Origin of the sequence: Ralstonia sp. 1138 (assembly GCF_040544795.1) — a bacterium.
Taxonomy (GTDB): domain Bacteria; phylum Pseudomonadota; class Gammaproteobacteria; order Burkholderiales; family Burkholderiaceae; genus Ralstonia; species Ralstonia flatus.
Map to the genome: position 1 here is coordinate 1,557,703 of NZ_JBEPKQ010000001.1, position 25,123 is coordinate 1,582,825.

23 protein-coding genes are annotated in these 25,123 nt (G+C 65.4%); 11 read left to right on the forward strand and 12 right to left on the reverse strand.

What is annotated here, in order from left to right; translation table 11 throughout:
* Nucleotides 1-298: 298 nt before the first annotated feature.
* From ABIC76_RS06915 to ABIC76_RS06940, 6 genes are all read left to right on the forward strand, one after another.
* On the forward strand, nucleotides 299-2,410 hold the full coding sequence (locus ABIC76_RS06915) for a glycosyl transferase family protein (protein ID WP_354533417.1): 2,112 nt from the start codon (nucleotides 299-301) through the stop codon (nucleotides 2,408-2,410).
* Nucleotides 2,407-4,140 carry an NfrA family protein gene (locus ABIC76_RS06920; RefSeq protein ID WP_354533418.1) on the forward strand — a complete coding sequence of 578 codons (1,734 nt, stop codon included), beginning with the start codon at nucleotides 2,407-2,409 and terminating at the stop codon, nucleotides 4,138-4,140. The genes ABIC76_RS06915 and ABIC76_RS06920 overlap by 4 nt, the downstream gene beginning before the upstream one ends.
* A 260-nt stretch (nucleotides 4,141-4,400) precedes the next feature.
* Complete coding sequence (gene wecB / locus ABIC76_RS06925; protein ID WP_354533419.1) at nucleotides 4,401-5,660, forward strand: non-hydrolyzing UDP-N-acetylglucosamine 2-epimerase; 1,260 nt, start codon at nucleotides 4,401-4,403, stop codon at nucleotides 5,658-5,660.
* A 9-nt stretch (nucleotides 5,661-5,669) separates the two neighbouring features.
* Nucleotides 5,670-6,122, forward strand: coding sequence for a hypothetical protein (locus ABIC76_RS06930; RefSeq protein ID WP_354533420.1), 453 nt, complete (start codon nucleotides 5,670-5,672; stop codon nucleotides 6,120-6,122).
* Nucleotides 6,123-6,145: 23 nt separating this feature from the next.
* Entirely contained in the window at nucleotides 6,146-7,864 is a 1,719-nt protein-coding gene (locus tag ABIC76_RS06935; RefSeq protein WP_354533421.1) for a DUF2334 domain-containing protein, read from the forward strand.
* Nucleotides 7,865-7,867: 3 nt separating this feature from the next.
* Entirely contained in the window at nucleotides 7,868-8,755 is an 888-nt protein-coding gene (locus ABIC76_RS06940) for a hypothetical protein (protein WP_354533422.1), read from the forward strand.
* Here the strand turns inward: ABIC76_RS06940 and ABIC76_RS06945 are convergent.
* From ABIC76_RS06945 to ABIC76_RS06955, 3 genes are all read right to left on the reverse strand, one after another.
* Entirely contained in the window at nucleotides 8,745-9,878 is a 1,134-nt protein-coding gene (locus ABIC76_RS06945; protein ID WP_354533423.1) for a mechanosensitive ion channel family protein, read from the reverse strand. The genes ABIC76_RS06940 and ABIC76_RS06945 overlap by 11 nt on opposite strands.
* A 53-nt stretch (nucleotides 9,879-9,931) precedes the next feature.
* Nucleotides 9,932-11,032, reverse strand: a complete 1,101-nt coding sequence (locus ABIC76_RS06950; RefSeq protein ID WP_354533424.1) for a GGDEF domain-containing protein — start codon at nucleotides 11,030-11,032, stop codon at nucleotides 9,932-9,934.
* A gap of 142 nt (nucleotides 11,033-11,174) precedes the next feature.
* Nucleotides 11,175-12,494, reverse strand: a complete 1,320-nt coding sequence (locus tag ABIC76_RS06955; RefSeq protein ID WP_354533425.1) for an Nramp family divalent metal transporter — start codon at nucleotides 12,492-12,494, stop codon at nucleotides 11,175-11,177.
* A 233-nt stretch (nucleotides 12,495-12,727) separates the two neighbouring features.
* Between ABIC76_RS06955 and ABIC76_RS06960 the strand changes: the two genes are divergently transcribed.
* From ABIC76_RS06960 to ABIC76_RS06970, 3 genes are read left to right on the forward strand one after another with little or no spacing between them, the layout of a single operon-like run.
* Nucleotides 12,728-13,405, forward strand: coding sequence for a response regulator (locus ABIC76_RS06960; protein WP_004631528.1), 678 nt, complete (start codon nucleotides 12,728-12,730; stop codon nucleotides 13,403-13,405).
* Complete coding sequence (locus ABIC76_RS06965; RefSeq protein ID WP_354533426.1) at nucleotides 13,402-14,889, forward strand: ATP-binding protein; 1,488 nt, start codon at nucleotides 13,402-13,404, stop codon at nucleotides 14,887-14,889. Before ABIC76_RS06960 ends, ABIC76_RS06965 begins: the two co-directional genes overlap by 4 nt.
* A 16-nt stretch (nucleotides 14,890-14,905) precedes the next feature.
* Nucleotides 14,906-15,460, forward strand: coding sequence for a hypothetical protein (locus ABIC76_RS06970; protein WP_354533427.1), 555 nt, complete (start codon nucleotides 14,906-14,908; stop codon nucleotides 15,458-15,460).
* Here ABIC76_RS06970 and ABIC76_RS06975 read toward each other — a convergent pair whose 3' ends face one another.
* The 4 genes from ABIC76_RS06975 to ABIC76_RS06990 all read right to left on the reverse strand — a co-directional run bounded on the left by ABIC76_RS06975 (nucleotide 15,461) and on the right by ABIC76_RS06990 (nucleotide 17,675).
* On the reverse strand, nucleotides 15,461-16,072 hold the full coding sequence (locus ABIC76_RS06975; protein WP_354533428.1) for an NAD(P)-dependent oxidoreductase: 612 nt from the start codon (nucleotides 16,070-16,072) through the stop codon (nucleotides 15,461-15,463).
* Between the two features lie 97 nt (nucleotides 16,073-16,169).
* A complete protein-coding gene (locus ABIC76_RS06980; protein ID WP_354533429.1) occupies nucleotides 16,170-16,607 on the reverse strand; it encodes an Rrf2 family transcriptional regulator in 438 nt (145 codons plus the stop codon).
* A gap of 74 nt (nucleotides 16,608-16,681) precedes the next feature.
* The gene (locus ABIC76_RS06985; RefSeq protein ID WP_354533430.1) at nucleotides 16,682-17,326 is read right to left on the reverse strand and encodes an FMN-dependent NADH-azoreductase; all 645 of its coding nucleotides are present in this window, start codon (nucleotides 17,324-17,326) and stop codon (nucleotides 16,682-16,684) included.
* 19 nt (nucleotides 17,327-17,345) lie between these two features.
* Nucleotides 17,346-17,675 (reverse strand): DMT family transporter, encoded by a 330-nt coding sequence (locus ABIC76_RS06990; protein WP_354533431.1) that lies wholly within the window; start codon nucleotides 17,673-17,675, stop codon nucleotides 17,346-17,348.
* A 323-nt stretch (nucleotides 17,676-17,998) separates the two neighbouring features.
* Here ABIC76_RS06990 and ABIC76_RS06995 point away from each other — a divergent pair, with 323 nt between their 5' ends.
* Nucleotides 17,999-18,697, forward strand: coding sequence for an HAD-IA family hydrolase (locus ABIC76_RS06995; RefSeq protein WP_102065313.1), 699 nt, complete (start codon nucleotides 17,999-18,001; stop codon nucleotides 18,695-18,697).
* Complete coding sequence (locus tag ABIC76_RS07000; protein WP_102065312.1) at nucleotides 18,694-19,887, forward strand: amidohydrolase; 1,194 nt, start codon at nucleotides 18,694-18,696, stop codon at nucleotides 19,885-19,887. The genes ABIC76_RS06995 and ABIC76_RS07000 overlap by 4 nt, the downstream gene beginning before the upstream one ends.
* A 38-nt stretch (nucleotides 19,888-19,925) precedes the next feature.
* Here ABIC76_RS07000 and ABIC76_RS07005 read toward each other — a convergent pair whose 3' ends face one another.
* The 5 genes from ABIC76_RS07005 to ABIC76_RS07025 all read right to left on the reverse strand — a co-directional run bounded on the left by ABIC76_RS07005 (nucleotide 19,926) and on the right by ABIC76_RS07025 (nucleotide 25,115).
* Nucleotides 19,926-21,251 (reverse strand): NAD(P)/FAD-dependent oxidoreductase, encoded by a 1,326-nt coding sequence (locus ABIC76_RS07005; RefSeq protein WP_354533432.1) that lies wholly within the window; start codon nucleotides 21,249-21,251, stop codon nucleotides 19,926-19,928.
* A gap of 20 nt (nucleotides 21,252-21,271) precedes the next feature.
* Entirely contained in the window at nucleotides 21,272-21,991 is a 720-nt protein-coding gene (locus tag ABIC76_RS07010) for a cupin domain-containing protein (RefSeq protein WP_102065310.1), read from the reverse strand.
* A 48-nt stretch (nucleotides 21,992-22,039) separates the two neighbouring features.
* Complete coding sequence (locus tag ABIC76_RS07015) at nucleotides 22,040-22,534, reverse strand: Lrp/AsnC family transcriptional regulator (protein ID WP_027679989.1); 495 nt, start codon at nucleotides 22,532-22,534, stop codon at nucleotides 22,040-22,042.
* A 91-nt stretch (nucleotides 22,535-22,625) separates the two neighbouring features.
* Nucleotides 22,626-24,026 (reverse strand): aspartate aminotransferase family protein, encoded by a 1,401-nt coding sequence (locus ABIC76_RS07020; protein ID WP_354533433.1) that lies wholly within the window; start codon nucleotides 24,024-24,026, stop codon nucleotides 22,626-22,628.
* A 156-nt stretch (nucleotides 24,027-24,182) separates the two neighbouring features.
* Entirely contained in the window at nucleotides 24,183-25,115 is a 933-nt protein-coding gene (locus ABIC76_RS07025) for a 2-hydroxyacid dehydrogenase (protein WP_354533434.1), read from the reverse strand.
* Between the last annotated feature and the right edge of the window lie 8 nt (nucleotides 25,116-25,123).

Sequence of the window (25,123 nt, forward strand, 5' to 3'; positions counted from 1 at the left end):
CATGCAACAACCCGACGCATCCATTCCCCGCCTGAAGGCGTATGCGGCGTGCTGCACCGCATAACGGCGCGCTTCGGCGGGTGTTGGTATGGTCCTCGCGTTCCTCCTCGCGAGAAGCAGGCTAAAGGGCGACGCATCGGTCCGATGGACAGCAGGCGATTGGGCCGGATGCCGCGGCGCAAGCGGTTGCGTCGCACGTCGAAGAAGACCTTGGGGGAAGCATGAGCGCCACAGCGCAAGGCGGGGGTTACGCCGGACACTGGCAACGCGCCCATTGGGCCGGGGCAGGGGAGCAGCCATGAGCGATCTGTCATGGGAGCTTTACCTCGCCTTGCTCAACACCTTGACGGTGGCGACCACGCTCGTCATCTTCATCAGCACCGCCGACGACTTTTTCCTGGATGCCTTCTATTGGGTGCGCGAACTGTGGCTCTGGCCGCAGCGCGGCCGCACACCCGTCACGATCTCGGCGCAATCGCTGCGCGAACGTGAAGAGCAATGGCTCGCCATCATGGTGCCGGCGTGGAAGGAGTACGACGTCATCGCCAAGATGGTCGAAAACACCCTGGCGACGATGGAGTACACGCGCTTCATCATCTTTGCCGGCGCGTACCGCAACGATGCAGAGACCACCACCGAGGTCGAACGCATGGTGCGCCGCTACCCGGGCCGCGTGGTGCGCGCCGCCGTCACGCACGATGGCCCGACATGCAAGGCCGACTGCCTGAACACCATCATCCAGACCATCATCCGGCACGAGGCCGGGCACGGCATCCGCTTTGCGGGCGTGATCATGCACGACTGCGAAGACGTGATCCATCCGCTGGAGCTGAAGTACTTCAATTACTTCATCAGCGATCAGGATCTGGTGCAGCTGCCCGTGCTGTCCCTCGAGCGCAAGTGGTACGAGTGGGTGGCCGGCACCTACATGGACGACTTTTCCGAAACGCACCAGAAAGACCTCGTGGCGCGCCAGGCGCTGACCGGCACGGTGCCCGGCGCCGGCGTCGCGCTCTGCTACAGCCGGCGGGCGATCGAAGCCGTGATGAAGGTGCGCGGCGATTCTCCGTTCAACACCAGCACGCTCACCGAAGACTACGACTTCAGCTTCCGCCTGCGCGAACTCGGCATGCGCGAAGCGTTCGTACATTTCCCGATTTGCGAGAACGCGGAGCCCGCGGAAGACGCGGACGGCAAGCCACGCACACGCTGGCGCCTGGGGCGCCGCAGGGGGGCTCGCCCCCAACTGCTGGCTACGCGCGAGTACTTTCCCAGTACCTTCCGTACGGCTTACCGGCAGCGCGCGCGCTGGGTGCTCGGCATCGCGTTCCAGGGGTGGTTGCAGATGGGGTGGAATGGCAACCTCATCACCCGCTACATGTTCTTCCGGGATCGCAAGGGCGTGCTCACGGCGCTCTTCTCCATCCTGGCCTATGTGCTGTCGCTGAACTATCTGGCGCTCGGCGCGCTGATGGCCAAAGGCGTGATCACGATTCCCGATGGAACGTTCGTGGTCGGCAGCATCTGGATGCAGGATCTGCTCGCCATCAACGCGGCGCTGCTCTTCAACCGGTTGGCGCAGCGCGTGTACTTTGTCGGTCGGCTCAACGGCCCGCTGCAGGGCGTCCTGTGTCTGCCCAGGCTGGTGGTCAACAACTTCATCAACTTCTTCTCGGTATGCCGGGCGTGGAAGATCTTCCTGATCTACTGCCTGACCGGCAAGCCCATCGCCTGGGACAAGACACAGCACACCTATCTGTCGAACGACGCGCTGGGCCGCACGCGCTGCAAGCTGGGCGAAACGCTCATCAAGTGGGAAGTCCTCACGCAGGCACAGCTCGATGCCGCCCTCGCCATCCAGAGCCAGACCGGGCGCCGGCTGGGGCAAGTGCTGGTCGAGCAGGGTTTGGTCACGCCCGACACGCTGGCCGATGCGCTGGCCGAGCAGGTCGACCTGCCGCGCGTGAGCCTGACCAACGTGGTGCTTGGCGCGCTGGCCGATTGCCTGCCGCGTGACCTCGCCGTGCGGCATCACGTGGTGCCGTTCTCGATTGGCGAAGACGGCTCGCTCAACATTGCCGTGTCGGAGCTGCCCAACGGCGAAGTACTCGAAGAGCTGGCCCGTGCAGCGGGCCGCAAGGTCGCCTGCTTCATGGCGTGCGACCACGAGATGTCGGCCGAGCTGGCGCAGATGGCCGACCCCAACCGCCGTGCCACGGTCGTGTTCGGGCCGTCGGCGCATTCGGCCATGTTGGCCGTCGAATCCATGACGGGCGCCGGCCCAGGCATTGCAGCCAGCACGGCACCCGCACCCGAGGCTTCCACCATCCCCCCGATTTCTGTGCCGCCGGACTTGCCCCCTGGGCCAGATCCTCGGCCCAACCCATCTGTTGCGGGAGGTGTGGCATGACACACGAGAGAGCCAACCGTTTAACCGTACGCCGTTTGCGCTGGCCGATTGCCGCGGCAGTGTGGGCGCTGTGTCATGGCGTATCGCTCGCCGAGCAGCCCGCGCCATTGCAGCCCGATGCCTACTTCCGCGCCGACCGCGCCTATCGCGCCATCGACGCCAACAAGCTCGACGATGCCGAAGCCGCCACGCGCGCGGCATTGGCTGCGCAGCCAGACAGCGTGCAACTGAACCTGCTGCTCCTGGACGTGCTGACGCGCAAGGGCCAGCTGGATGCGGCACGCGCGCAGGCCGATGCGCTGCTGCTGAAGTATCCCGACGAGCCCCGTGTGTTCGCGCAGCACGGCTTCCTCGCGCAGAAAGCGAACGACCCCGCTGTCGCTGAACAGGACTTTGCACACGCCGTGCAAGGTACCGACTGGACCGCCCAGGAGCAGCGCAACCTGCATCTGGCCTGGTCGGACAGCGCATATTCCGCCAAGCACCCGCAGGCTGCCATCGATGCGCTCAGCGGCATGAAGGACGAGCCCGATGCTGATGTGCAACTGCGTCTCGCCCAGTCGCGCCTGCAATTGGGCGATCGCGATGGCGCAACGCAGGCCGCCACGCTGGCGGCCGAACATGCGACCGACCCGGCGCGTCAACGCTATGCCAAGGCGCTGCTTGCCCAGGCGATGGCGCCCGAAGCGCAGGGCGACGCCACGTCTGCCAATGACCCGCGCGCGATCGGCCAGCGCGAGTTGAACGAGGCCTACAGCCACCTGCGCGCGCGCGACGATCGTGCCGCGCTGGCAGCGTTCCAGCGGGGCTTTGCCACGGGTCAGGGCAGCTGGACCCACTACGCCGATGCCGCCTATGCGGCAAAGCGCCAGGGCGACAATCCGACCGCCATCAAGCTCTTCCGCGAAAGCCTCGACCGTGCCGATGCAGACGCCAAGAGCGACAGCGGCGGCAATGGCGACGACCGCCTACCAGCAGACCGCCGATTCGGCTACCGGCGCGAAGTCGAGCAGATGCAGCGCAACTTCGGCATGGTCATCTCGGGCGCGTATCAAACCTCGGCGTTCGGTTTGCCAAACACCGTGAGCGTGGGCCAGGCGGGCGCAGAGGTGTACTGGCAGCCACCCGGCATCGGCTATCGCGACGGCAGCATCTTCCAGGTCTTTGCGCGTGGCTACGACAACGTGTACGACCGCAATGGCAACACCGGCTTGCCCACCGCGCAGGGTTCGGTGGGCGCACGCTACAAGCCGATCAAGGACATCAACCTGGTGTTCACCGCCGAGCGGCTTTTCCGCATCGGGCAACTGACGACCAACGACACGCTGCTGCGCATCGGTTTTTCGACCGACCAGGGGCTCGACCTGCAGGTCACCAAGCCGCGCTGGCAGACCTGGCAGGTGTATGGCGAGGGCGCTTATTTCCTCAACCAGGGCCGGATGATCATCAGTACCGAAATGCGCTACGGACACACGTGGCTACTGAACTCCATCAGCGATCGGCTCACGGTCTACCCGCACGTCGTGCTGGCGGGCGATCACGACAACAAAGCGATCGATCGCCAGCTTGCGCTGAGTGTCGGCCCAGGCATCAACTTCCGCTATTGGTTTCGCGAGTCGCACTATGCGGCACCGGCCAGTTGGCTGGATTTGACCGTGCAATACCGCTTGCCGTTAACGCACGCGGATCGAGCAAAGGGGGTAGTCGCGCGGGCCATTCTTTGGTTCTAAGGCAACCCCGGATTCAAGCAGACCCCAGTCAGAGGTGTCGCAGATGAAACGTTTTTGACCGCCGAGGGAAACGGGTAACGAAGAGAAACGGCAGCGGCGTCCGTTGGATGGCGTCGCGGCGCCATGGTGAGTCAAAGCGGGATGCATGGCACGGCCTTCGCTCAATGGTGAAGTCTGCCCGGCGTCAGAAGCGATACGCGCGTCCTCGCGCCCGTCGTGCTTTGCAGGCGCGCCGGAGCAGACGACAGGGGAGTGCAGTGATGATGGGGAAAATTCTGACCGTATTCGGCACGCGCCCGGAGGCCATCAAGATGGCCCCGCTCGTGCAGGTATTGCAGGCCGAGGCAGGCTTCACGTCGGCGGTCTGCGTGAGCGCGCAGCACCGGCAGATGCTGGATCAGGTGCTCGAACTCTTTGGCATCGTGCCGGAGTTTGACCTCAACCTGATGCGGCCTGGGCAGACGCTGTCCGATATCACGTCCAACGTGCTGGGCGGCATCGACGGCGTGCTCGACGCCTACAAGCCCGATGCCGTGCTGGTCCACGGCGATACGACGACCACGCTGGCGGCAAGTCTGGCCGCGTTCTACCGGCGCATTCCGGTCGGGCATGTGGAAGCGGGTTTGCGTACCGGCAACATCTGGTCGCCATGGCCCGAAGAGCTGAATCGGCGCGTGACCGATTCGGTCACCACGTGGCACTTCGCGCCCACGGCCGAATCGCGCCAGAACCTGCTCGACGAGGGCATCGATCCGGAGCAGGTCACGCTCACCGGCAACACCGTTATCGATGCGTTGCTGGCCGTGAAGCAACGGCTGGACGACGATGCCGCGCTGTCGGCGCAGATGGCGGCGCGCTATCCGTTCCTGGAGGCCGGCCGGCGGATGATCCTGGTGACAGGCCACCGCCGCGAGAACTTCGGCGAACCGTTCGAGAACTTCTGCGTGGCGCTGCGGCTGCTGGCGGCACACCATCCGGATGTGCAGGTCGTGTATCCCGTGCATTTGAACCCGAACGTGCAGCAGCCGGTGAATGCCATCCTTTCCGGCCACGACAACGTTCACCTGATCGCGCCGCAGGACTACCTGCCATTCGTCTACCTGATGGATCGCGCCTACCTGATCGTCACCGATTCCGGCGGCATTCAGGAAGAGGCGCCCGCGCTGGGAAAACCGGTGCTGGTCACGCGCGATACCACCGAGCGCCCCGAGGCCGTTGCATCGGGCACCGCGCGGCTGGTGGGCACCGACACGCAGCGCATCGTCGACGAGGCCGAAACGCTGCTGTGCAACCCCGCCGAATACGAACGCATGGCGCAGGCCCACAACCCCTATGGCGACGGCCACGCCTGCCGGCGCATTGTCGATGCGCTGAAGAACGCCTTCACCACGCAGCCGCAGAAGGCAGCGCGCGGCCCGCAAATCATTCGCAAACCGGCCACCGAGGCCGAGATCATCGATCTGGAAGCGGCGCGTGCCACCGCGCAAGGGTCGTCAACACAGCACCGCCTGAACGGTTAGGAGGCTTTGATGAAAGCGAAGCAAATCGGGGGCGGCGTATTGGTTGCCTCCGCACTTGTCGCCGGTTGGCTGATCGTTGCGCCACCGGGTGCCCGGGAGGGTGGCGTACCCGCCATCGTGACCGGCGCGACAGACCAGCGCACCCCCGGCGCCGACCCGGACAAGAAAGCCCCACCGCCCGCGTCTTCAAAGGCCACGGCCATGGCTGCGCAACCCATGCAGCCCACCGTTGTGGCAGCAGCAACACCCAGACCCGTGACTGGAGGCGCGCGCGCCTACGGCTACGGCGTCATGGATGAGAACGGACAGGTCATCCCACCGCCACGCCCGGCAGTCGTGACCGAAGTCCGCCCCGGCATGCCGGAAAACGAGACGACAGGTACAGACCGTGGCCACGATCGTGGCCCCAACTTCAACCTCGGGCTCTACCGCCAAGCGGACGGCTCGTTCTATCGCCCATGATTGCCATGAGCCGGAGAGTCATCATGAAGACATTGCTACGAAAGTTCCTGTGCGCGCTCGTCTTTGCGGGTGGCATGCTGGGCGTTTCGCTGACAGCGCCAGTGCAGGCCGCCACCTGCACGATCGGGCTTGGGCCCATCTGTGTGACGATCGGTGGATCGGCATCGGCGCAAACCGCCCCCGCCCCGATGCTGGTGCTATACGACGCCCCGCCGAACGATCAGTACACCAACCTCGGCAAGTCGTACGCGATCATGCTGTACAACCTGCTCGCGCACTTCAACACCACCATCACGCTGCTGCCCGTGCAGAACTACACGGCCGGCATGACCGAGCAGTACACCGCCATCTTCTACATGGGGAGTTACTACAACAATCCCATCCCGGCGGCGTTTCTGTCGGATGTGACGACCACGCAGAAGACGGTGGTCTGGTTCAAGTACAACCTGTGGGAACTTGCCTGGAACACGGCGTATCCGTTCACCTCGCGATACGGCATCACGTTCTCCAACCTGGCGGGCATGAATGCGGCGCCGTCGGCCAGCGCACCGAATCCTGGTTTCTTTGACACGATCACGTACAAGAACCAGGCGATGACGAAGTACTACGCTTTCAACGCCACCACCGGGGCAATTTCCGCAGACCCCGATATTGGCGTGACGGCGGTGGCCGATGCCACCAAGGCGACGAGCCTCGTTACGATCACCAACTCGGTGACCAAGGCGACGGCTCCGTATGTGATCCGCTCGGGCAACTTCTGGTACTTCGCCGACATGCCGTTCTCGTACATCGGACCGCGAGACCGCTACCTCGTGATGTGCGACATGCTGCATGACATCCTGGGGACCAATGCGCCGACGCTGCATCGTGCGCTCGTGCGTCTGGAAGACGTCAACGCCACCAACACGGTGACGTCAATCAACACCCTTACGGATTTCCTGTACAGCAAGAAGATTCCGTTCTCGCTTGCCACCATCCCGCTGTACAAGGACCCGAACGGGGTCTACAACGGCGGCGTTGCGCAGACGATCCACCTGGTCAATGCAACGGGGCTCAAGTCGGCACTCAACCATGCGTTGCCGCGCGGCGGGAAGATCCTGATGCACGGCTACACGCACCAGTACAGCAACATCCCGAACCTCATCAACGCCGTCAGTGCGAACGACTTCGAGTTCTGGCTCGCCACGCAGAACCGGCCCGTGAACGAAGATTCAACGCAATGGGCAGCAGGGCGATTGTCGTCGGGGCTGCTGGAGTTCCAGCTCAATGGCTACGCGCCGTTCGCGTGGGAGGCGCCGCACTATCAGTCGTCTCCGCTAGCCATCAAGGCGGTGCCGCAGTACTTCAAGAACACGTATCAGCGCGTGGTGTATTACACCTCCGACAATCCGCAGACGCTGAATGCATCGACGCCGGGTCATGATTTCTCGGTTGGCCAGTTCTTCCCGTACATCATTCAGAAGGACTACTACAACCAGCGCATCATTCCGGAAAACCTGGGCAACGTGGAATACAACATCTGCAATATCGATCCGTCGTCGTGCCTGACCTACACCGCACAGGACATTCTGACCAATGCGACGTATGCGCAGGTGGTGCGAGACGGTTTTGCCTCGTTCTTCTTCCACCCGTTCTGGCTGGAACCGGAGATCGGCACGCCGGGCTATGCGGATTTCCAAACCATCATCAACGGCATCACCGCGCTTGGCTTTACGTGGGTGGATGCCAGCACGGCGCAGTAGGCCATGCTGCGGATGCGCTCGGGTCTGGCGGCGGCCATGCTGGTCTTGAGCGCATCCACCCAAGCTGCAGGGCCGGTGGGCGCGATGCCTTCCGGCCCTGCGCCGTTGTATGGCGTGACGATCGATGCGGTCGACAACGTGCCCGCCGTGGTCGACGCGCTGTCGCACCTGTCGCGCACGCCCACGGTGCGCGTCGTTTTTGATGAGGGCATGGATGCGCCGCATTACGTCGGGCCCGTGGTCGCCATTCGCGACGTGGCTTACGTGATGGGCGAACTGGCCGATTCCTCCACGCTCAAGCAATACACCGCGCCGCAACTGCGCCAGCGCGCCGCCGCATACCTGCACACGCTGGGCAGCAACGTCGACGTTTGGGAGATCGGCAACGAGATCAACGGCGAGTGGACGGGCACCACGCGCGACGTCGTCGACAAGACGATGGCCGCCTACGAGGTCATCAAAGCGGGCGGCGGCCGCACCGCGCTCACGCTGTACTACAACGAAGGCTGCGCCGAGCAGCCGTCCCGCGCGATGTTCGATTGGGCGCAGCACAACCTGCCGCCACGCCTGCGCGATGGCCTGGACTACGTGTTCATCAGCTTCTATGAGGACGACTGCAAGATCGCGCCGCCCGATTGGAACGCCGTGTTCACCCGCCTGGGAGAACTGTTTCCGCACGCCGCGCTGGGCTTTGGCGAAGTCGGGACGCGGCATGCCATGCGCAAGACGGCGCTCCTGACGCATTACTACGGGCTTGCGATCGCGCATCCGCGATTTGTCGGCGGGTACTTCTGGTGGTACTTCCGGCAGGACATGGTGCCGCGTTCGAGGCCGCTGTGGCGCAGCCTCGATGCGGCGTTTCTCAGCATGCCTGCAGCCGTCAACCGCTAGCCCGCGCGCTCACGCGCTGTGCATTGGTGGGCGGGTTGCGATCTGCCAACGCTTCGGGGCCAACCGGCTCACCATCACGCCGCACCAGCTGGATCGTTCGCGTGGGCAGGGCGAACGAGGTGCCCAGATTTTCCAGCCCTTCCAAGATCGTCAGGTTGATGCGCTGCTGGATATCCATGTACAGATTGAAGTCCGGATCGGTCACGAAATACACGACCTCGAAGTTCAGCGCGTTCTCGCCAAACTCCTTGAAGTGCGCACGATCGAAACGCGTGTTGCCGGCGGCTTCCACGGCATGGCGCACGATGTCCGGAATCTTCTGCAGCTGCGCCGCGCGCGCATCGTAGGTCACCCCAAAGGTGAAGACGATGCGTCGTTCCGACATCCGTTTGTAATTGTGAATCGTGCTTTTGAGCAGCGCCGTGTTGGAAGCGATGATCTCTTCGCCCGACAGGCTGCGGATGCGGGTGGTCTTGAGCCCGACGTTCTGGACGGTGCCGGCAATCGATTCGAAGACGATGAAGTCGCCGATCTCGAATGGCTTGTCCAGCCCGATCGCCAGCGACGCAAACAGGTCGCTGAGGATGCTCTGCACCGCCAGCGCCACCGCCACGCCGCCCACGCCCAGGCTGGCAACGAACGCCGTGATGTTGACGCCCACGTTGGCCAGGATGGCCAGCAGCAGCATCGACCACAGCGCAAATCGCAGCACCCACGCCGTCATCGACGTGATCACCGGGTTGCGCGTCGCGTGCGTCTGTGTCGACAGCCGGTCGCGTGCCCACAGCTTCACGCCGCGGTTGAGCCACAGGGCAATCTGAAAGCCGATGATGACGAACCAGATGTGGTCGAGCTTGTTGGCAATGCGCGTGGGCAGGTCGATGAAGTACGAACCGGCAAGCAACGCGGCCAGTGCAATGAAGAGCGGATGCGTATCGCGCAGCACTGCGGTGACGAGAATGTCAAAGCGATGACCCGTACGGCGGGCGCGCGCATCAAGACGGTTGCAGATGAGGCGCAACACGCTTGAGAGCACTGCATACGCGGCGATGACAGTCAACGTGGCGGCGGCCCAATCGCGGGCCGGCACGCGCAGGAAGGTGTGGGCGTTGAGCCACTCCATGGGTTTCTCCGTGCAGAAAACACGGATGCTGCGCCGCACATAGCGTGCCTGCGCTACGGCCGCAGCGTTGCCGCCGGGTCCGCGTCGGTCGATACACACACACGGTTGCGGCCCTGGCGCTTGGCCTCCATCAGGCCGAGATCGGCATCGGCCAGCAGCCGCGCAAGGTCTTGCCCGGGGCGCAGCGCCGCGGCGCCAACGCTTACCGTCAGGGGCCCAACGGGCGTTTGCGTGCGGGCTACAGCAGTCTTGAGCCGTTCGACCACCGCAAGCGCGCCGGTCAGGCCGCAGCCCGGCAGCAGCACGGCAAACTCGTCCCCGCCCAGGCGGCCGAACAGGTCGGCCGGGCGCAGCACACCCGCCAGCGCATCGGAGAGCGCGACGAGTGCTTCGTCGCCGGCGGCGTGTCCCCACGTATCGTTGATGGATTTGAAGTGATCGACGTCGAGGTACAACGCGCACAATGGCTCGGCATGATGCTGCGCGCGCTCGACCGCAAAGCTGCCGAGTTCGAAGAAGCGCTGCCGCGCGAGCATGCCGGTCAGGTGGTCAGTGTTGGCGCGATCGGCCAGGCTGCGTTCGGCCGCAAAGTGCCGGGCCATGGCGCGCAGCAGGTAGTGGTGAATGACCGCGGCTGCGGCAATGCAGATCGGCAGATAAAGCACCAGACCGAGCCAGCCGTGGCGGATTGCCGCGGCCGGTTCCGGCGCGATGAGCAGCGCGACGAGCGGCCCGGCCGCGCACATCACCATGGCGATGCAGAAATCGCGCCGGGTGAGCCAGGCGGGACTGGTGGCAAGCGGCATCAGATAGAACGCCGGGAGAACCCATTGGAGCCCGGCCTGATAACCGAACGCGATGATGGCCACCTCTTCGGCAAACAGGTGTGTGAGCGCCAGCAGCCCCCACAGGCCGGTATGCCGATGCCGCTGCGCCGTCACGACGATTGCCATCAGCACAAGCAGCAGTCCGAGCAACGGCTCGGGCCGATGCAGCAGCCCGACCGACCATCCGAGCATGATCGCGAAGCCGTAACCGAGCACGCCGCATTTGCTCAGCGCGAGAATCATCGGCACAAAATGGCGCGCCTGATAGTCGAGCGAAGTCGTGCGGGCGTCGGGCAGGTCGGAAGCGGTAGGCAGGTTCGCGCTCAAGGCAGGACAAGGAAGGCCTTCTGGCGCGACGGGATGATGCGGGCGCGGGCGTGGCCGGATTGCGCAACAAAGCGCGCATTCTAATGGCGGCGGGCGGCCCCGTGCGCGGATTTTTAGTGGGGGGATTCCCGCAATGCGCGTATCAGCCCGCCAGTACCTGCCACACCAGCCATACATTGGCGACGCCGATAACGACGAACAGGCCCCACGCCAGCCACGACGTTAACCGGCTGTTAACAAAGACGCCCATCAGGGTGCGATCGCCCGTCATGCGGATCAGCGGAAACATCGCAAACGGCAACTGCAGGCCGAGCACCACCTGACTGATGACGAGCAGCTTGCCGATGGCGTGGTCGCCCAGCATCGCCACGCCGATGAAGGCTGGAATCAATGCTAGGGCCCGCGTGATCAACCGCCGCTGCCAGCAGGGCATGCGCAAATCGAGGAAGCCCTCCATGAGGATCTGCCCCGCGATGGTGCCGGTAAAAGTCGAGCTTTGCCCCGCCGCCAGCAACGCGATACCGAACAGCAGCCCCGCCAGCGCCGTCCCGACGATGGGCTCCAGCAGGTGGTAGGCATCCTGGATGTCCGCCACGTTCTGATGGCCATGCGCGTTGAATGCCGCTGCGGCCAGGATCAGGATTGCGCCGTTCACCAGCAGCGCCAGCCCCAGCGACACGATGGTGTCCAGCCGTGACAGGCCGATGGCCTCGCGCTTGGCGGCTTCGGTGTTGGCCGTCATGCGCGTCTGTACGATGGACGAATGCAGGTACAGGTTGTGCGGCATCACCGTCGCGCCCAGGATGCCGATCGCCAGGTACAGCGGCTCGCGCTGGCTCACGGCCTGCCACGACGGCATCAGCCCGGCCGCCACCGAAGGCCAATGCGGCTTGATGAGCACCAGCTCAACGAAGTAGCAGAGCCCGATCGTGAGGATGAGCCCCAGCACGATGGCTTCCAGCTGGCGAAAGTTCTTGCCCTTCAGGCCCAGCACGATCAGCGTGTCCAGCGCGGTGAGCGCCACGCCCCACAGGATCGGCACGCCCAGCAGCAGGTGGAAGGCCAGCGCGCAACCGAGTACCTCAGCCAGGTCGCACGCAATGATCGACAGTTCGGCCAGCAGCCACTGCACGCGCAAGGCACCGCGCTGATAGCGGTTGCGCGACGCGCGCGCCAGATCCATGCCGGTGACGATGCCCAGCCGGGCCGACAGGCACTGCAGCACCATCGCCGCCAGGCTGGAGAGCACCACCACGAACAGCAGCGCATAGCCGTAGCGCGAACCGGCCTCGATGTCGGTGGCCCAGTTGCCCGGGTCCATATAGCCGACCGACACCAGCAGCCCCGGCCCCGCAAAGCGCAGCAGCTTCTTCCACAGCGGCAGGCCGGGCGGTACGGCAACGGTGCCGCGCACCTCTGAAGGACAGAAGGGCGCGGTGGCGGTGGTGGGCAGGCGGAACATGCGCGGTGGATTAAGGAAAATGCAATCGGAATTTCGGAATGATAGCTAAATGCCACGTTGCATGCCCGAAGCCGCGCCGGGGATGTGTTCGTGGGGCGACTTCCTCGTCACGTGTCTCCACACATTTAAGGCAAAGCTCAGTCCGTTGCGGTAGATTTCGACCTTCGCCGGCGCCTGTTTTCCAGGTGCCGGTTGTCCGTTTACCGTCATTACCGCCGCCGAGATTCCCGCGCATGAACGCCATCCTCCTTATCGAAGACGATTTGCCGCTGGGCACTGCGCTGGCCCGCGCGCTGCGTCAGGCCGGCTACAACGCGACCTGGGTGCGCCGCCTGGTCGACGCGCAGAAATGGATCACCACCAACACCTTCGAAGCCATCGTGCTCGACCTGGGGTTGCCCGATGGTGAGGGCCATACCTTCCTGGAAGAGCTGCGCGCGGCGCACAGCGACGTGCCCGTCATCATTGCGAGCGCGCGCGATGCGCTGTCGGAACGCCTGAAGGGACTCGATTCCGGCGCGGACGATTTTCTCGTCAAGCCGTTCCCTGTGGACGAACTCATCGCCCGCCTGCGCGCCGTGCTGCGTCGCCATGCCGGGCAGAGCACCAATCAGTGGAACGTCGGCAACCTGGTGGTGGAGCCCTCGCAGAAGCGCGTGACGCAAGAGGGCCAGGTCATCGAACTCACGCCGCGCGAATACCAGCTGCTGCTCGAGCTTGTGCGCCGCGCCCACCGCTGGGTGCCGCGCGAAACGCTGATGGATGCGCTCTATCGCGAGGGCGACAGCGTCAGCGCCAACGCGCTCGAAGTCGTCATCCACCACCTGCGCCGCAAGCTCGGCAACGAAACCATCCAGACCATTCGCGGTGTCGGCTACATGATCGGCGGCAACCGCGGGGCCGCCCAATGAAGCTGGCGGTTCCAGCCATCCTGCGGGTTCGCTCGCTGTCGTTTCGCCTGTATGTGCTGATCCTGCTGGCGCTGGTGTTGATGCTGCTGGTGCAGCTCGTCATCGCGCATCTGGAAATCTCGCGCACCAACAGCCGCCAGGTGGTGAGCGATCTGCGCATGTCGGCGCAGGCCTATGCGGACCTCACCACGCTCAACATGGATGACGTGCCGCGCCGCGAAGAATTCCTGCGCCGCCTCACCGACATCAAACTGGGTTTGTCGCTGCCCAACATCCTGCCGGGCGAATTCCGCTACGTGCTGTGCGATCGCGCCGGCACCGTCATCACCGCGTTGCCCGGTGCGCCCACCATGCCATGCGGCAAGGCGCACGGCACCGTCGTCGAGATCATGCTGGAAGGCAAGCCGTGGCGCAGCTACACGGTCGACAGCGTCGACGGCAAGATTTCCGCCACGGTGGCGCAGCCGCTGACGGCCTACGAGCGCGCCATTCGCGATCTCTTCCAGGAAGTGGCGGTGGCGCTGGCCATCCTGGCGAGCGCGCTGATGGTGATGGTCGGCTGGGCCGCGCACCAGGGCCTCAAGCCCTTGCGCACGCTGACGCGTCAGGTGGAGGCGCGCGACTCCGCCGACCTCGACCCCGTGCAGAGCGTCGAACATGCGGAGCTGAAACCGCTGGTTGAAGCCTTGAACGGGTTGTTCGCGCGCGTGCGTCGCGGCATCGAGGCGGACCGCCGTTTCTTTGCCGATGCCGCGCACGAACTGCGCACGCCGCTCGCCGCCATTCAGGCGCAGGCGTATGTCGTGTCGCATTCCGACAGCGAAGACGATCGTTCGACCGCGCTGCGCGAGTTTGATCGCGGCATTTCGCGTGCAACGCAGTCGCTCGCCAAGCTGCTCGCCATCGCCCGGCTGGACGCGCGCCGCGTCGAGGCGCAACTTGCGCAGGGCGCGTTGTCCGACCTGGCAGGCTGCGCGCGCAGCGGGGTGATCCAGCAGGCGTCGCGAGCCGAGCGTCGCAACATCACGCTGTCGTACGACGGCGCCAACCAGGCGTGGGTCTCGGTCTCGCATGAAGACGCTGCGACGCTGGTGGAAAACGTGCTCGACAACGCCGTACGCGAAACACCCAACGGTGGCGAGGTGCGCGTGGCCGTCAAGCGCATCGAGCAGGCCGGCGCACCCATGGTCGAACTGCGCATTGAAGACTCCGGCCCCGGTATCCCGCCCGACGAGCGCGATCGCGTGTTCGAGCGTTTCTACCGCCCGCGCACCAGCCAGTCGCAGGGCAGTGGCCTGGGCCTGGCGATCGTGCGCCGTATCGTTGAATTGGGGAATGGCTCGGTGGCCATCGAAGACGGCCTGGCCCATGCAGAAGGCAGGGGCTGCGCGATCGTGATCCGCCTGCCTGCGCTGGATTCCGCGCCCGAGCCGATCGAGCCCGACGATGCGCCTCCCGGCATGGCCGACACGCCCAGCCATTGATTGGCGCGGCTCGCGCTTGGTTGTCCTGGCACTGGTGGCGCTGGGGCATCTGATGCTGCTGGCGTGGTGGCGCGATCGGCCGATGCCGATTCCGCACGATGCATTCCCGGTGCTGCAAGGGCAGTTGCTCAGCCTCGAGATTCCGCATGCGCCGACGCTGCAGGCCGAGCGCAGCCGGCCGGCGGCAGCGCAGTTGCCTCCAACCCATTCCATGCCGCATTCGACCGAGCCAGCTCAGAACCGTATGCCTGCCGCGCCGGCGGGTGCCGATGCGGTTGAGGCGCGCACGCTCGATCTGGGCGCACCACCGATGCCCAGCCCGCACGCGCGGTCCCATGCCGAAAACAACATCGCCCAGAGCACTGGGCGCGGTACGGGCCACGCCTTCGGGCCAGACGTCGCCTCGTCGCCACGCGCTGCAAGGCCGATCGAGGAGTCGCGCGGCGCTGCGGGCCGCTGGCAAGCCCGCGTGGAAGTGGGCGGCAGCGCTTACTGCCTTAGCGCGCAAGACCCAAGCCTGCGCCGCGATCCCTTTGAAAAGGCACTGGCCGTGCCTTCCCTCTGCCGCTGATCAGTAACCGACCGTGAAACGCTGGCGCGGGTGCGCCGGCTTTTCCGTTTCGTCGAGGAAGGCGATGGCGAAATCCTCCATCGAAATCCAGGGCTTGCCGTTCGCATCCACCAGCAGCGAATCCTTGCCGACGCGGAAGTGCCCCGTGCGCTCGCCCGGCTCGAAAATGGCCGACGGCGAAACGAAGGTCCAGTTCAGCTCGGTTTCCTTGCGCAGCGCATTGAGGAAATCGCGGCCGGCCGAGGCTTCTTCAAAGTACTCCTTGGGAAACTGCGGCGTGTCGATCAGCGCGACGCCCGGTGCCACTTCGAGGCTGCCGGCGCCACCCACGACCAGCAGGCGCGGCACGGCGGCCTTCTTCACCGCTCCAACGATCTGGTCGGCATTGGCCTGCAGGAAACGCACGGTGCTGTAGGCCACATCGTTGCCGGCAAGCGCGGCCACGAGCGCCGCCTGGTCAGCCACGTCGACATCCTTGGTCGTCAGGCCGGCACGCGCCGGCAGCTTCGAGGCGGTGCGCGCAATGGCCGTCACCTGGTGGCCGCGGCGCAGCGCTTCGTCGATCAGGCGGGTGCCCACGCGCCCCGTGGCGCCGATGATTGCGATCTTCATGGTCAATTCCTTGTGGTCGGTCTGGGTGGTTGAAACGTTATATGTAATTAATGCAGTTACATATAGGGATAAAAAAATAGGCCGGCATGCGGCCCGGCTAGGCCCGACGGCGGCGGCGCTGCGCGTGCCCTACCTCGCTGAGAATGCTGGCGATGGTCTGCGCAGCCAGCTCGGCTTCCAGCGCGGCCTGCGCGCGCTCCGTCACGCGCTCCAGCACGCCGGTGATCTCGCGGCCGACCTCGCACGCCGGGTTGGGCGTGTTGGGCGGCAGCGCAATCAGCACCGGAGATTCCACCACACGAAAGACGTCGAGCAGCGTGATGCGATCTGCCTGCCGCGCCAGCGTGGCGCCGCCTGTTGCGCCCATCTGCGAGGTCACAAAGCCAGCGTCCGCCAACTGCGCCACCAGACGCCGGATCAGCGCCGGGTTCGTGCCCACGCTGCCAGCAATGAGCGAAGACGGCACCGGCCCCTCCGCGCTGGCAAGCAGGGTGAGGATATGCACGGCGACGGCAAAGCGGCTGCTGGTAGACATGGAGTTAGGCGCCAAAGTGTAACCATGTTAGATACACTTTGGCGCGCAGTCAACCCGGCAATCAGACGTGCATTTCAGAAGGCTGCGCCCAATGCCGCCGCCCGCGCTTTGGCATCGGCCTTGGTGGCTGCAAGCAGATCGGGCGCCGTGAGCGTGGGGGCGGCACTGATTTCGGTCACGTCTTCAATGCCGAGAAAACGGAGCCAGCGGCGCAGATAGGGCTTCTGGAAATCGTCCGGCGATTCGCTGGCACCCTCCTTGTGTGCGGCGTACGCCCCAGCGCTGGCGTAGATGAGCGCCGCCTTCTTGCCCGAGAGCAGCGCCTGATAGCCCGTGGCGGGCGACCAGTTCCAGTTCTGCCCCGGCAGCGTCACCACATCAATGAAGTGCTTGAGCCGATACGGCACACCGAAATTCCACATCGGTACGGAAAAGAGGTAATGGTCGGCCGCGTTGAACCGCTGCGCTAACGCCACGGCGCGCTGCCATTGCGCACGCTGCTGCGGCGTGGCGGTCTGGGTGCGCAAGACGGCAAACTTGGCGCCGATCATGTCGGCGTCGAACTCGGGCAGGTCGATGTCCCGGCTCCACAGGTCGATCGTGTCCATCTCGTGGCCGGGGTGCGAGGTGCGGTACGCGTCGAGAAAATGCTTGGCCACGTCGATGGAGTGGGACAGCGTTTTCATGGGTGATGCTTCGATATAAAGCAGGCGGGTCATGCTGGGCTCCTGATACGTTTTACGCAGCGTTGAAGAAGTTGAGGCCCACCGTGCCGACAATCACCAGTCCGATGCAGGCCAGGCGCGCGGGCTGCACGCTCTCGCCAAAGAGCACGATGCCCAGCACCGTCACGCCCACCGAGCCGATGCCCGTCCAGATGGCGTAGGCGGTGCCTGCGGGCAGGCCGCGCATGGCATGCGTGAGCAGGAAGACGCTTGCAAGCGCCGTCACGATGCCGAGCACGCTAGGGATGGGGCGCGTCCAACCTTGCGCAAATTTGAGCGAGACCGCCATGGCGATCTCCACAGCCCCGGCTGCCAGCAGCCAGAGCCAGGCGGTTTGAAGCATGGGACCTCCGAGATGTCCGCTGCCGGGCCGGCAAGCGGATGCGTTGCGATGCACTCAGAGTAAGGACGGCGCGGTGCGGCAACAAGTACGCACCTGGAGGTAACCACCAGGGGCGGCGCGGGTATGGGTGTCAGGGCATCCGGGCGTCCGGGCGCCCACCAAACGATCTGTACGCCGCGTCGGCAAAAACGCAATTCGCTGCCGTGTCGCGGCGCCCGATCGGCACCATCGTCGGCACCGCTGCTCCTAAGCTAGACGCCATGCAAGGCGGCTTGCCGCCATCCTTGGATTCATTCTGGCGTTCAACCATTAGGAGCGTTGTCATGGCCCTTCGGGATTTCAAAGTGCTGACTTTCGACGTCGTCGGAACGTTGATCGATTTCGAGGGCGGCATGCTCGCCTACCTGCGCCGTGCGGTGCCCGACAGCAAGATCACCGACGAGGATTTTCTTGGCGCCTACCGGGCCGCGCGCAAACGCGGCCAGACCGAGTGGTACCCCGACGACCTGGTGCCGTGCTGGCACATCGTCGCGCAGCAGCTTGGCTTGCCCGATACCGATGCGCTGGCGCGCGGCTTTCGCGATTCGGTAGCCGAATGGCCGGCGTTTCCCGATTCGGTGGAGGCGCTGCAGCGGTTGGGCAAGCGTTTCAAGCTCGTCACCATGACGAACGCGCAATCATGGGCGCTCGATCATTTCCAGCGGACGCTGGGCGCCCCGTTCGACCTGCTGCTCAGCTGCGACGACGCCCTGTGCGAAAAGCCCGATGCGCAGTATTTCGCCTATGCACGCGGCCGCTATGAAGGCGCGTGGGGCTTCAAGCAGGCCGACAACCTGCACGTGGCGCAGAGCCAGTACCACGACATCGGCATCTCGAAACGCCTCGGCATCACCACCTGCTGGATCGAGCGCCGGCACGGAATGAAAGATTCCGGCGGCACCATCGAATCCGAGCACACCGTGCCGGATTACCACTTCCATACGCTCGCCCAGTTGGCCGATGCGGTCGAGGCTGGAGAATGAAGCGCGACGACATTGCCGCCCCCGTCGCCGATCTGCTGCCGGACCTCGTGGCACTGCGCCGCGACCTGCATGCGAATCCGGAGCTTGCCTACGAAGAACACCGCACGGCGGGCATCGTCGCGCAGTCGCTGCGGGTATTGGGTCTGGCGGTGGAAGAAGGCATCGGCGGCACCGGCGTGGTGGGCACGCTGCGCGGCGGCCGGGGCACGCGCAGCGTTGCCCTGCGCGCCGACATGGACGCGCTGCCGATGGTGGAGCTGGGCCGCTCAGCGCACGCGAGCCGCATGCAGGGCAAGCACCACGGCTGCGGGCATGACGGCCACACCAGCATGCTGATCGGCGCTGCGCGCCAGCTTGCGCGAACGGGCATCGACGGCACCGTCCACTTCATCTTCCAGCCGGCCGAAGAGGGTCAGGCCGGCGCGCGCCGGATGATCGAAGACGGCCTGTTCGAGCGTTTTCCGTGTGACAGCGTCTACGCACTGCACAACTGGCCGGATCTACCGCTCGGTCATGCGCAGACACGGCCCGGCCCGATCATGGCGGCGGCAGACCGGTTCGACATCACCGTGCGGGGCCGTGGCGGGCATGCGGCCCAGCCTCACCACACGCCGGATGCCATCCTCGCCGCCAGCCAGTTGGTGGCGCAACTGCACACCATCGTGTCGCGCCGGATCGACCCGAACGAATCGGCGGTGCTGTCCGTCACACGCATCGAAGGCGGCCACAGCCACAACGTGCTGCCGGCCGAGGTGCGCATCACCGGCACCGTACGTAGCTTCGATGCGGTATCGCAGGATCGCATCGAGGCGGCGCTGCGGGACACGGCCAACGGCATCGCGCTGAGCAGCGGCACGCAGATGGAAGTGGATTACCGCCGCTATTACCCGGCGACCATCAACACGCGGCCCGAAGCGCTGCTCGCGTTGGATGCGGCGCAGGCGATCGGCCTGGAGGCCGCAGAGGCGCCACGCGCTGCCTTCACCTCTGAAGACTTTGCTTTCATGCTGCAGCGCAAGCCCGGCGCCTATCTCTGGCTCGGCCAAGGTCGTGCAGATGCCGGCCCCGATGGCGAATACCCGCTGCACCACCCGTGTTACGACTTCAACGACGACGCGTTGCCGCTGGGCGTGCGCTGGTTCTGCGAGGTCGCCCGCCGCGCGTTGGCCGCCGTTCCATCTGCTGCTTGAACTGCGGCCATGCGCGTCGCCCTTTCGATATTGCGGCCTTAGAAATCCGCGACCTTGCCCCAGGCCGAGTGCTTGAAGCGCGCAGGGTCGTAGGGGGCCGGGTCGAAGATCGGCTTTTCGCCGGTCACCAGATCCGCGATCAGATGGCCGGCACCGGGGCCGATACCGAAGCCGTGGCCCGAGAAGCCCGCGGCCAAAATGAACCCAGGAATCTCCGGCACCTCGCCGATACCGGGCACGCCGTCCGGCGTGTTGTCGACGAAACCGGCCCAGGCGTTGGCGATGCCCGCTTGGCCCAGCACCGGCAGCAGTTCGACGGCGCGGTTGTAGGTTTGCTTGACCGCTGCCGCATCGGGCCGCGGGTCGAGAATGCGCATGCGCTCCATGGGCGTCGGGGCATCGAGCCGCCACCGCGCGAGTGTTTCGTGGCCCGCGCGAATGCCTTCCAGGCCGCCGGGGAACACATTGCGCCAGCGCTTCGCGAACATCGGCAGAAACTGCGGCGCGAAGCGCAGCAGCTGTGCCGTCGGGTCCACGCGTCCGCGGCCGCTGATGGCCAGGTTGTAGCTGCCATCGCTGCGGCGGGTGATGGATACGCGTGCAGTGTGCAGGGCGTCAGGCACTGGCTCGGTCACCCCCGTCACACGCACGATGGACTGGCGAACGGTCGCCTGCGGAAAACGAATGCCCAGTTGGCGACAGAACGACGAGGCCCAGGCGCCGCCGGCAAACACCACGGTGCGGGTCTTGATGGTTCCGGCTTCGGTGACGACGCCGCTCACGCGGCCGCCCTCGATTTCAATGCCGCGTGCGGCGCAATTCTGGTGAACGGTGCCGCCGAGCTTCATGAGCGCAGCCGCCACAGACGGTGCAGCCTTGGCCGGGTCGGCCGTGCCGTCGCTCGGTGAGAACACGCCGCCCTTCCACGCGCGACCGGTCAGGCGGCCACGCTCGGAGGCTTCCTGGCTGCTCAGCATGTGCGTGGTCACGCCGGCCGTCTTTGCGAAATCGCGCCACTTCGTCCAGCGGGCAAGTTCTTCTTCGTCGTTGCTGAGATAGAGCAGGCCGCAGCGGCGGAAGCCCGTGTCTTCGCCCGTGTCGGCGGCAAACTGCTCCCACAGTTCGAGGCTCTTGGTGGCCATCGGCAGTTCACGCGCATCGCGGTTCTGCTGTCGGCACCAGCCCCAATTGCGGCTCGACTGTTCGGCCCCGATGCGGCCCTTTTCGACCACGGCCACCGACACGCCGCGCCTGGCCAGGTAGTAGGCAGCAAAGACGCCGATGATGCCGCCGCCGATCACGACGACGTCGGCCTGCGCTGGAAGGGGAGAGGCGCTCTCGATGAGGCGCAACGGTTGAGACATGACTCGCTTTCCTCGTTCGTTCAGGCCTGGGCGTTTTGCACCACGTAGAACTTGGCGACGCGCTCCGTGCTGAGCCATCCGATGGCGGTGCCCTGCGGCACGAAGATGGCATCGCCGGCACTCACGGACAGCGCGCTGCCATCCGGGCCAGCGAACTGCACACCGCCATCAAGCACGTACATGAACTCGTTCACCGGATGCGCGCGGACGATGCGGTGATAGGGCGTCGAGTCCCAGGTGCCGGCGCGGTATTGCGTTGGCTCGTCGGTGAAGACGTTGTCGCTGCGGCACTGCGGAACTGGCCCGATCAGGACTTCCGGCGCCGGGCCGCCCGAGGGTTTGAAGTCCGCATCGGCGTGCAGCGGGATGAGCGCAGGCGTGGTCGGTGTGTTGATGACAGCAGCGCAGAACACGAATCGAACGCCCGTGGCAGCCTCGATGCGCACGGCCGTGCCGGATGCGATGACCGCGCCCGCGCCCGGGCCGATCACGTGCGGTGCAGAGCCCGGCGCGGTGAGCGTCAACTCGCCCTCCACGACGGCGAGCGTCTCGGTATGGGGAAAGCGCGCGACCTCCCGTTCGCCGACAAAGCTCGCCCGGCCGGCGCTCATCGCGTTGGGTCCTTCCCAGGCAATCTCCCGTTCTTGCGCGAAGGGGTCGTCGGGGTTCAGGGCGGCAGGCCGGAACGCGGTTGAGATTGGGGCGCCATCGGCGCGATGCAGCATCAGGGCGGTTGTCATGCAGGTTGTTCCTCACCGCATCCAGCAGTGGACTCGGTTTCGAGGGCGTCAGCGTTGGTTGGGAAAGAGCCGTTCGATCGGACAGTGCGTTTTGATGAACGGCGATTTGATGACGATGTAGCTGAAATATTTGGCAATGCCGATGTTGCGTTCCAGCAGCTCTTCAATCACCTCCTGGTAGTGATTGACGCCGCGCGTGATGAAGCGCAGCAGGTAGTCGTAGCCGCCGGAGAGCAGGTGGCACTCGAGCACCTCGTCCACCTCCCGGATGGCCGCTTCGAAGCGCACGAAGGTTTCGCGGTGGTGGTCCGACAGCGTGACTTCGGTGAAGACGGTCAGCGTGTCGCCGAGCTTTTCCAGGCGGATGTGCGCGCCGTAGCCGGAGATGTAGCCGGCTTGCTCCAGGCGCTTGACGCGGATCAGGCATGGGCTGGGCGACAGGCCCACGGCGTCGGCCAGGTCCACGTTCGTCATGCGCCCGTTCTTCTGCAGTTGGGCGAGGATGCGCAGGTCCAGACGATCGATCTTGAGAGCTTCGGTCATGGCAGGGGCGAAGGCGTGGAAGATAGATCCGATTCTGCGGCAGCCGGTGTCTTTTGTGTCAGCTTGTTGGGGCCTGTTGCTACCGGTTGCATCAGGCGAGCGCCGCACGCACGGCCGGCATGGCCAGCACGTCGTCGAGCGTCTTCTTCAGGCGCGCGAGCAGTTGGGCGAATTCGTCTTCGGTGTAGGTCAGCGCGGGGGCGAAGCCGAGGATGTTGTCGCCAAACGCCCGGAACACGAGACCGTTGCCATAGGCAGCCGCGGCAATCAGGTTGGGCAGGCCAAGTGCGGCATCGAAGCCGCGCTTGGTGGCCTTGTCGCTCACCAGTTCCAGTGCGCCTAGCAGGCCGCGATGACGCGAGTCGCCCACCAGCGGATGCGTGAGCAAGCCGTCCAGTCCGGCCGCAAAGCTGGCCGCGCCGCGCTGGCCGTTGGCGAGGATGCCGCCTTCTTCGTACAGGCGCAGCACTTCAAGCGCCACCGCTGCGCTTACCGGATGGGCCGAATACGTGGCACCGTGGCCGATCGGCACACCGGCCGGCGCGCCGTCGGCAATGCCGGCGTAGATCTGGTCGGAAATCAGCGTCGCGCCCATCGGCACGTAGCCTGCCGTGAGCCCCTTGGCCATCGTCATGATGTCCGGGTCGACGCCTTCGGCATCGCAGGCAAACATCGGGCCGGTGCGTCCGAAACCGGTGATGACTTCGTCCACGACGAACAGGATGCCCAGTTCGCGCGTGGTGTCGCGCATGGCTTTGAGCCAGCCCTTGGGCGGGACGATCACGCCGCCGGAGCCCTGGATCGGCTCGCAGAAGAACGCGGCGACGTTGTCCGCGCCCAGTTCCGCCACCTTGGCCCGCAATGCCGCCACCGATGCCGCGATGATGCCTTGCGCATCCGCCGGGTTGGCCGCGCGGTATGGGTTGGGCGAGGGGATGTAATGCTGCGTCGGCAGCGGCAGGTCGAAACCGCGATGGAACGCAGGCAGCGCCGTCAGCCCCGCGCCGGTAGACGACGAGCCGTGATACCCGCGCTCCAGCGAAATGAAATGCTTCTTCGTCGGCTTGCCGATGGCATTGAAGTACTGGACGATGAAACGCACCGCCGCGTCCACCGCCTCGGACCCACCCAGCGTGAGATAGACGTGATTGAGCGAGCGCGGCGTGATCTGCACGAGCTTGTCGGCCAGGCGGATGGCGGGCTCGCTGCTGAAGTGAAAGTAGCCCGTGGCGTAAGGCAGGCGGCGCATCTGCTCGGCGGCGGCCTGCACCACGCTCTCCTGGCCATAGCCGACGTTGACGCACCAGAGGCCCGCAAAGGCGTCGAGCAGTTCGTTGCCGTGCGCGTCAGTCAGCCACGCACCGCGTCCGGATGTCAGCACGGTCGGCCCGCGTTGCTCGTGGGTGCGCCAGGCGGCCACCGGGTGGATCAGGTGTGCGCGGTCGATGGCGTCAAGCGAGGCAAGCTGGGGCAGATCGGTGAGCTGGGTCATGGCAGAGTCCGTTCGTGCAGTGAAGGCAATCAATGGACTCAAGAGTAGGCTGTGCGGCCTGAGGCTTGGTGCTGCTTTGCGCGGGAAGAACGCAGCGTGCTGCTGTTGTTCGGCGCGCAGCAGCAGATCGTGCGGCGCGCCGTTTGATGCATGGTTTCAGTAGCCGAGCGAACGGTCCACCAGCCCGACCATGGGTTCGCCGGCGGTGAAGCGGCGCAGGTTGTCGATCACCACCGCTGCTGCGGAAAGCGGCTGCGTCATGCTGGCAATGTGCGGTGTGATGTGGACGCGCGGATGGCGCCACAACGCATGGCCGGCGGGCAGCGGCTCGGGGTCGGTCACGTCGAGCATGGCTTCGCTGAGCTGCCCACTGTCGAGCGCTGCAAGCAGGTCGTCGTTCACCAGCTGCGGGCCGCGGCCCACATGCACCAGCGCGGCGCCTTGCGGCAGTTGGCCGAACAGCGCTGCGTTCAGCACACCGCGCGTGGCATCGGTCAGCGGCATCAGGCAGATCAGGATGTCGGTGCGCGCCAGGAAGGCGGCGAGTTCCTCTTGCCCGGCAAAGCACTGCACACCGTCGATGGCATGGCGCGATCGGCTCCAGCCCGCGCAGTCGAAACCGAACCCCTGCAACTGCGCCAGCACGGCCTGCCCCAGCGAGCCGAGCCCCAGCACGCCAATGCGGCGTTCATTGGCGGGCCGCACCGGCAGCGGACGCCATTGCTCGGCCTGCTGCTGACGCCGGTAGGCAGGAATATCGCGGTGCAGGCTCAACACGGCATGCGTGACGTACTCCACCATGCCGCGCACGATGCCGGGCTCGACCATGCGCACCACGGGCAGCGTGGGCGGCAACGCTGCAAAGTTGAATTGATCGACCCCCGCGCCCGAGGAGAACAGCACCTCCAGGTGCGGAAACTGGGTCGCGATATCGGCGGGCGGCTCCCAGGCTGCAAGAAAGCGCACCCGCAGCGGATCGCCGATGTCGGGCCAGATGCGGAACTCGATGTCGGGCGCGTGCTGGCGGAACACCTCGGCCCATTGCCGGCCGCGGACGGGGTCGGACTTGTAGAGGAAAGTGGTCGTCACGATATGGT

Excerpts from the sequence above, each read along its gene's own strand:
- ABIC76_RS06980 (WP_354533429.1), bottom strand. The coding sequence starts at position 16,607 with ATGTCTACCAGCAGCCGCTTTGCCGTCGCCGTGCATATCCTCACCCTG.
- ABIC76_RS06915 (WP_354533417.1), top strand. The coding sequence starts at position 299 with ATGAGCGATCTGTCATGGGAGCTTTACCTCGCCTTGCTCAACACCTTG.
- ABIC76_RS06995 (WP_102065313.1), top strand. The coding sequence starts at position 17,999 with ATGGCCCTTCGGGATTTCAAAGTGCTGACTTTCGACGTCGTCGGAACG.
- wecB (WP_354533419.1), top strand. The coding sequence starts at position 4,401 with ATGATGGGGAAAATTCTGACCGTATTCGGCACGCGCCCGGAGGCCATC.
- ABIC76_RS06955 (WP_354533425.1), bottom strand. The coding sequence starts at position 12,494 with ATGTTCCGCCTGCCCACCACCGCCACCGCGCCCTTCTGTCCTTCAGAG.
- ABIC76_RS06945 (WP_354533423.1), bottom strand. The coding sequence starts at position 9,878 with ATGGAGTGGCTCAACGCCCACACCTTCCTGCGCGTGCCGGCCCGCGAT.
- ABIC76_RS07015 (WP_027679989.1), bottom strand. The coding sequence starts at position 22,534 with ATGACCGAAGCTCTCAAGATCGATCGTCTGGACCTGCGCATCCTCGCC.
- ABIC76_RS07020 (WP_354533433.1), bottom strand. The coding sequence starts at position 24,026 with ATGACCCAGCTCACCGATCTGCCCCAGCTTGCCTCGCTTGACGCCATC.
- ABIC76_RS07000 (WP_102065312.1), top strand. The coding sequence starts at position 18,694 with ATGAAGCGCGACGACATTGCCGCCCCCGTCGCCGATCTGCTGCCGGAC.
- ABIC76_RS07010 (WP_102065310.1), bottom strand. The coding sequence starts at position 21,991 with ATGACAACCGCCCTGATGCTGCATCGCGCCGATGGCGCCCCAATCTCA.
- ABIC76_RS06990 (WP_354533431.1), bottom strand. The coding sequence starts at position 17,675 with ATGCTTCAAACCGCCTGGCTCTGGCTGCTGGCAGCCGGGGCTGTGGAG.
- ABIC76_RS06935 (WP_354533421.1), top strand. The coding sequence starts at position 6,146 with ATGAAGACATTGCTACGAAAGTTCCTGTGCGCGCTCGTCTTTGCGGGT.
- ABIC76_RS06960 (WP_004631528.1), top strand. The coding sequence starts at position 12,728 with ATGAACGCCATCCTCCTTATCGAAGACGATTTGCCGCTGGGCACTGCG.
- ABIC76_RS06920 (WP_354533418.1), top strand. The coding sequence starts at position 2,407 with ATGACACACGAGAGAGCCAACCGTTTAACCGTACGCCGTTTGCGCTGG.
- ABIC76_RS06985 (WP_354533430.1), bottom strand. The coding sequence starts at position 17,326 with ATGACCCGCCTGCTTTATATCGAAGCATCACCCATGAAAACGCTGTCC.
- ABIC76_RS06940 (WP_354533422.1), top strand. The coding sequence starts at position 7,868 with ATGCTGCGGATGCGCTCGGGTCTGGCGGCGGCCATGCTGGTCTTGAGC.
- ABIC76_RS06965 (WP_354533426.1), top strand. The coding sequence starts at position 13,402 with ATGAAGCTGGCGGTTCCAGCCATCCTGCGGGTTCGCTCGCTGTCGTTT.
- ABIC76_RS06930 (WP_354533420.1), top strand. The coding sequence starts at position 5,670 with ATGAAAGCGAAGCAAATCGGGGGCGGCGTATTGGTTGCCTCCGCACTT.
- ABIC76_RS06975 (WP_354533428.1), bottom strand. The coding sequence starts at position 16,072 with ATGAAGATCGCAATCATCGGCGCCACGGGGCGCGTGGGCACCCGCCTG.
- ABIC76_RS07005 (WP_354533432.1), bottom strand. The coding sequence starts at position 21,251 with ATGTCTCAACCGTTGCGCCTCATCGAGAGCGCCTCTCCCCTTCCAGCG.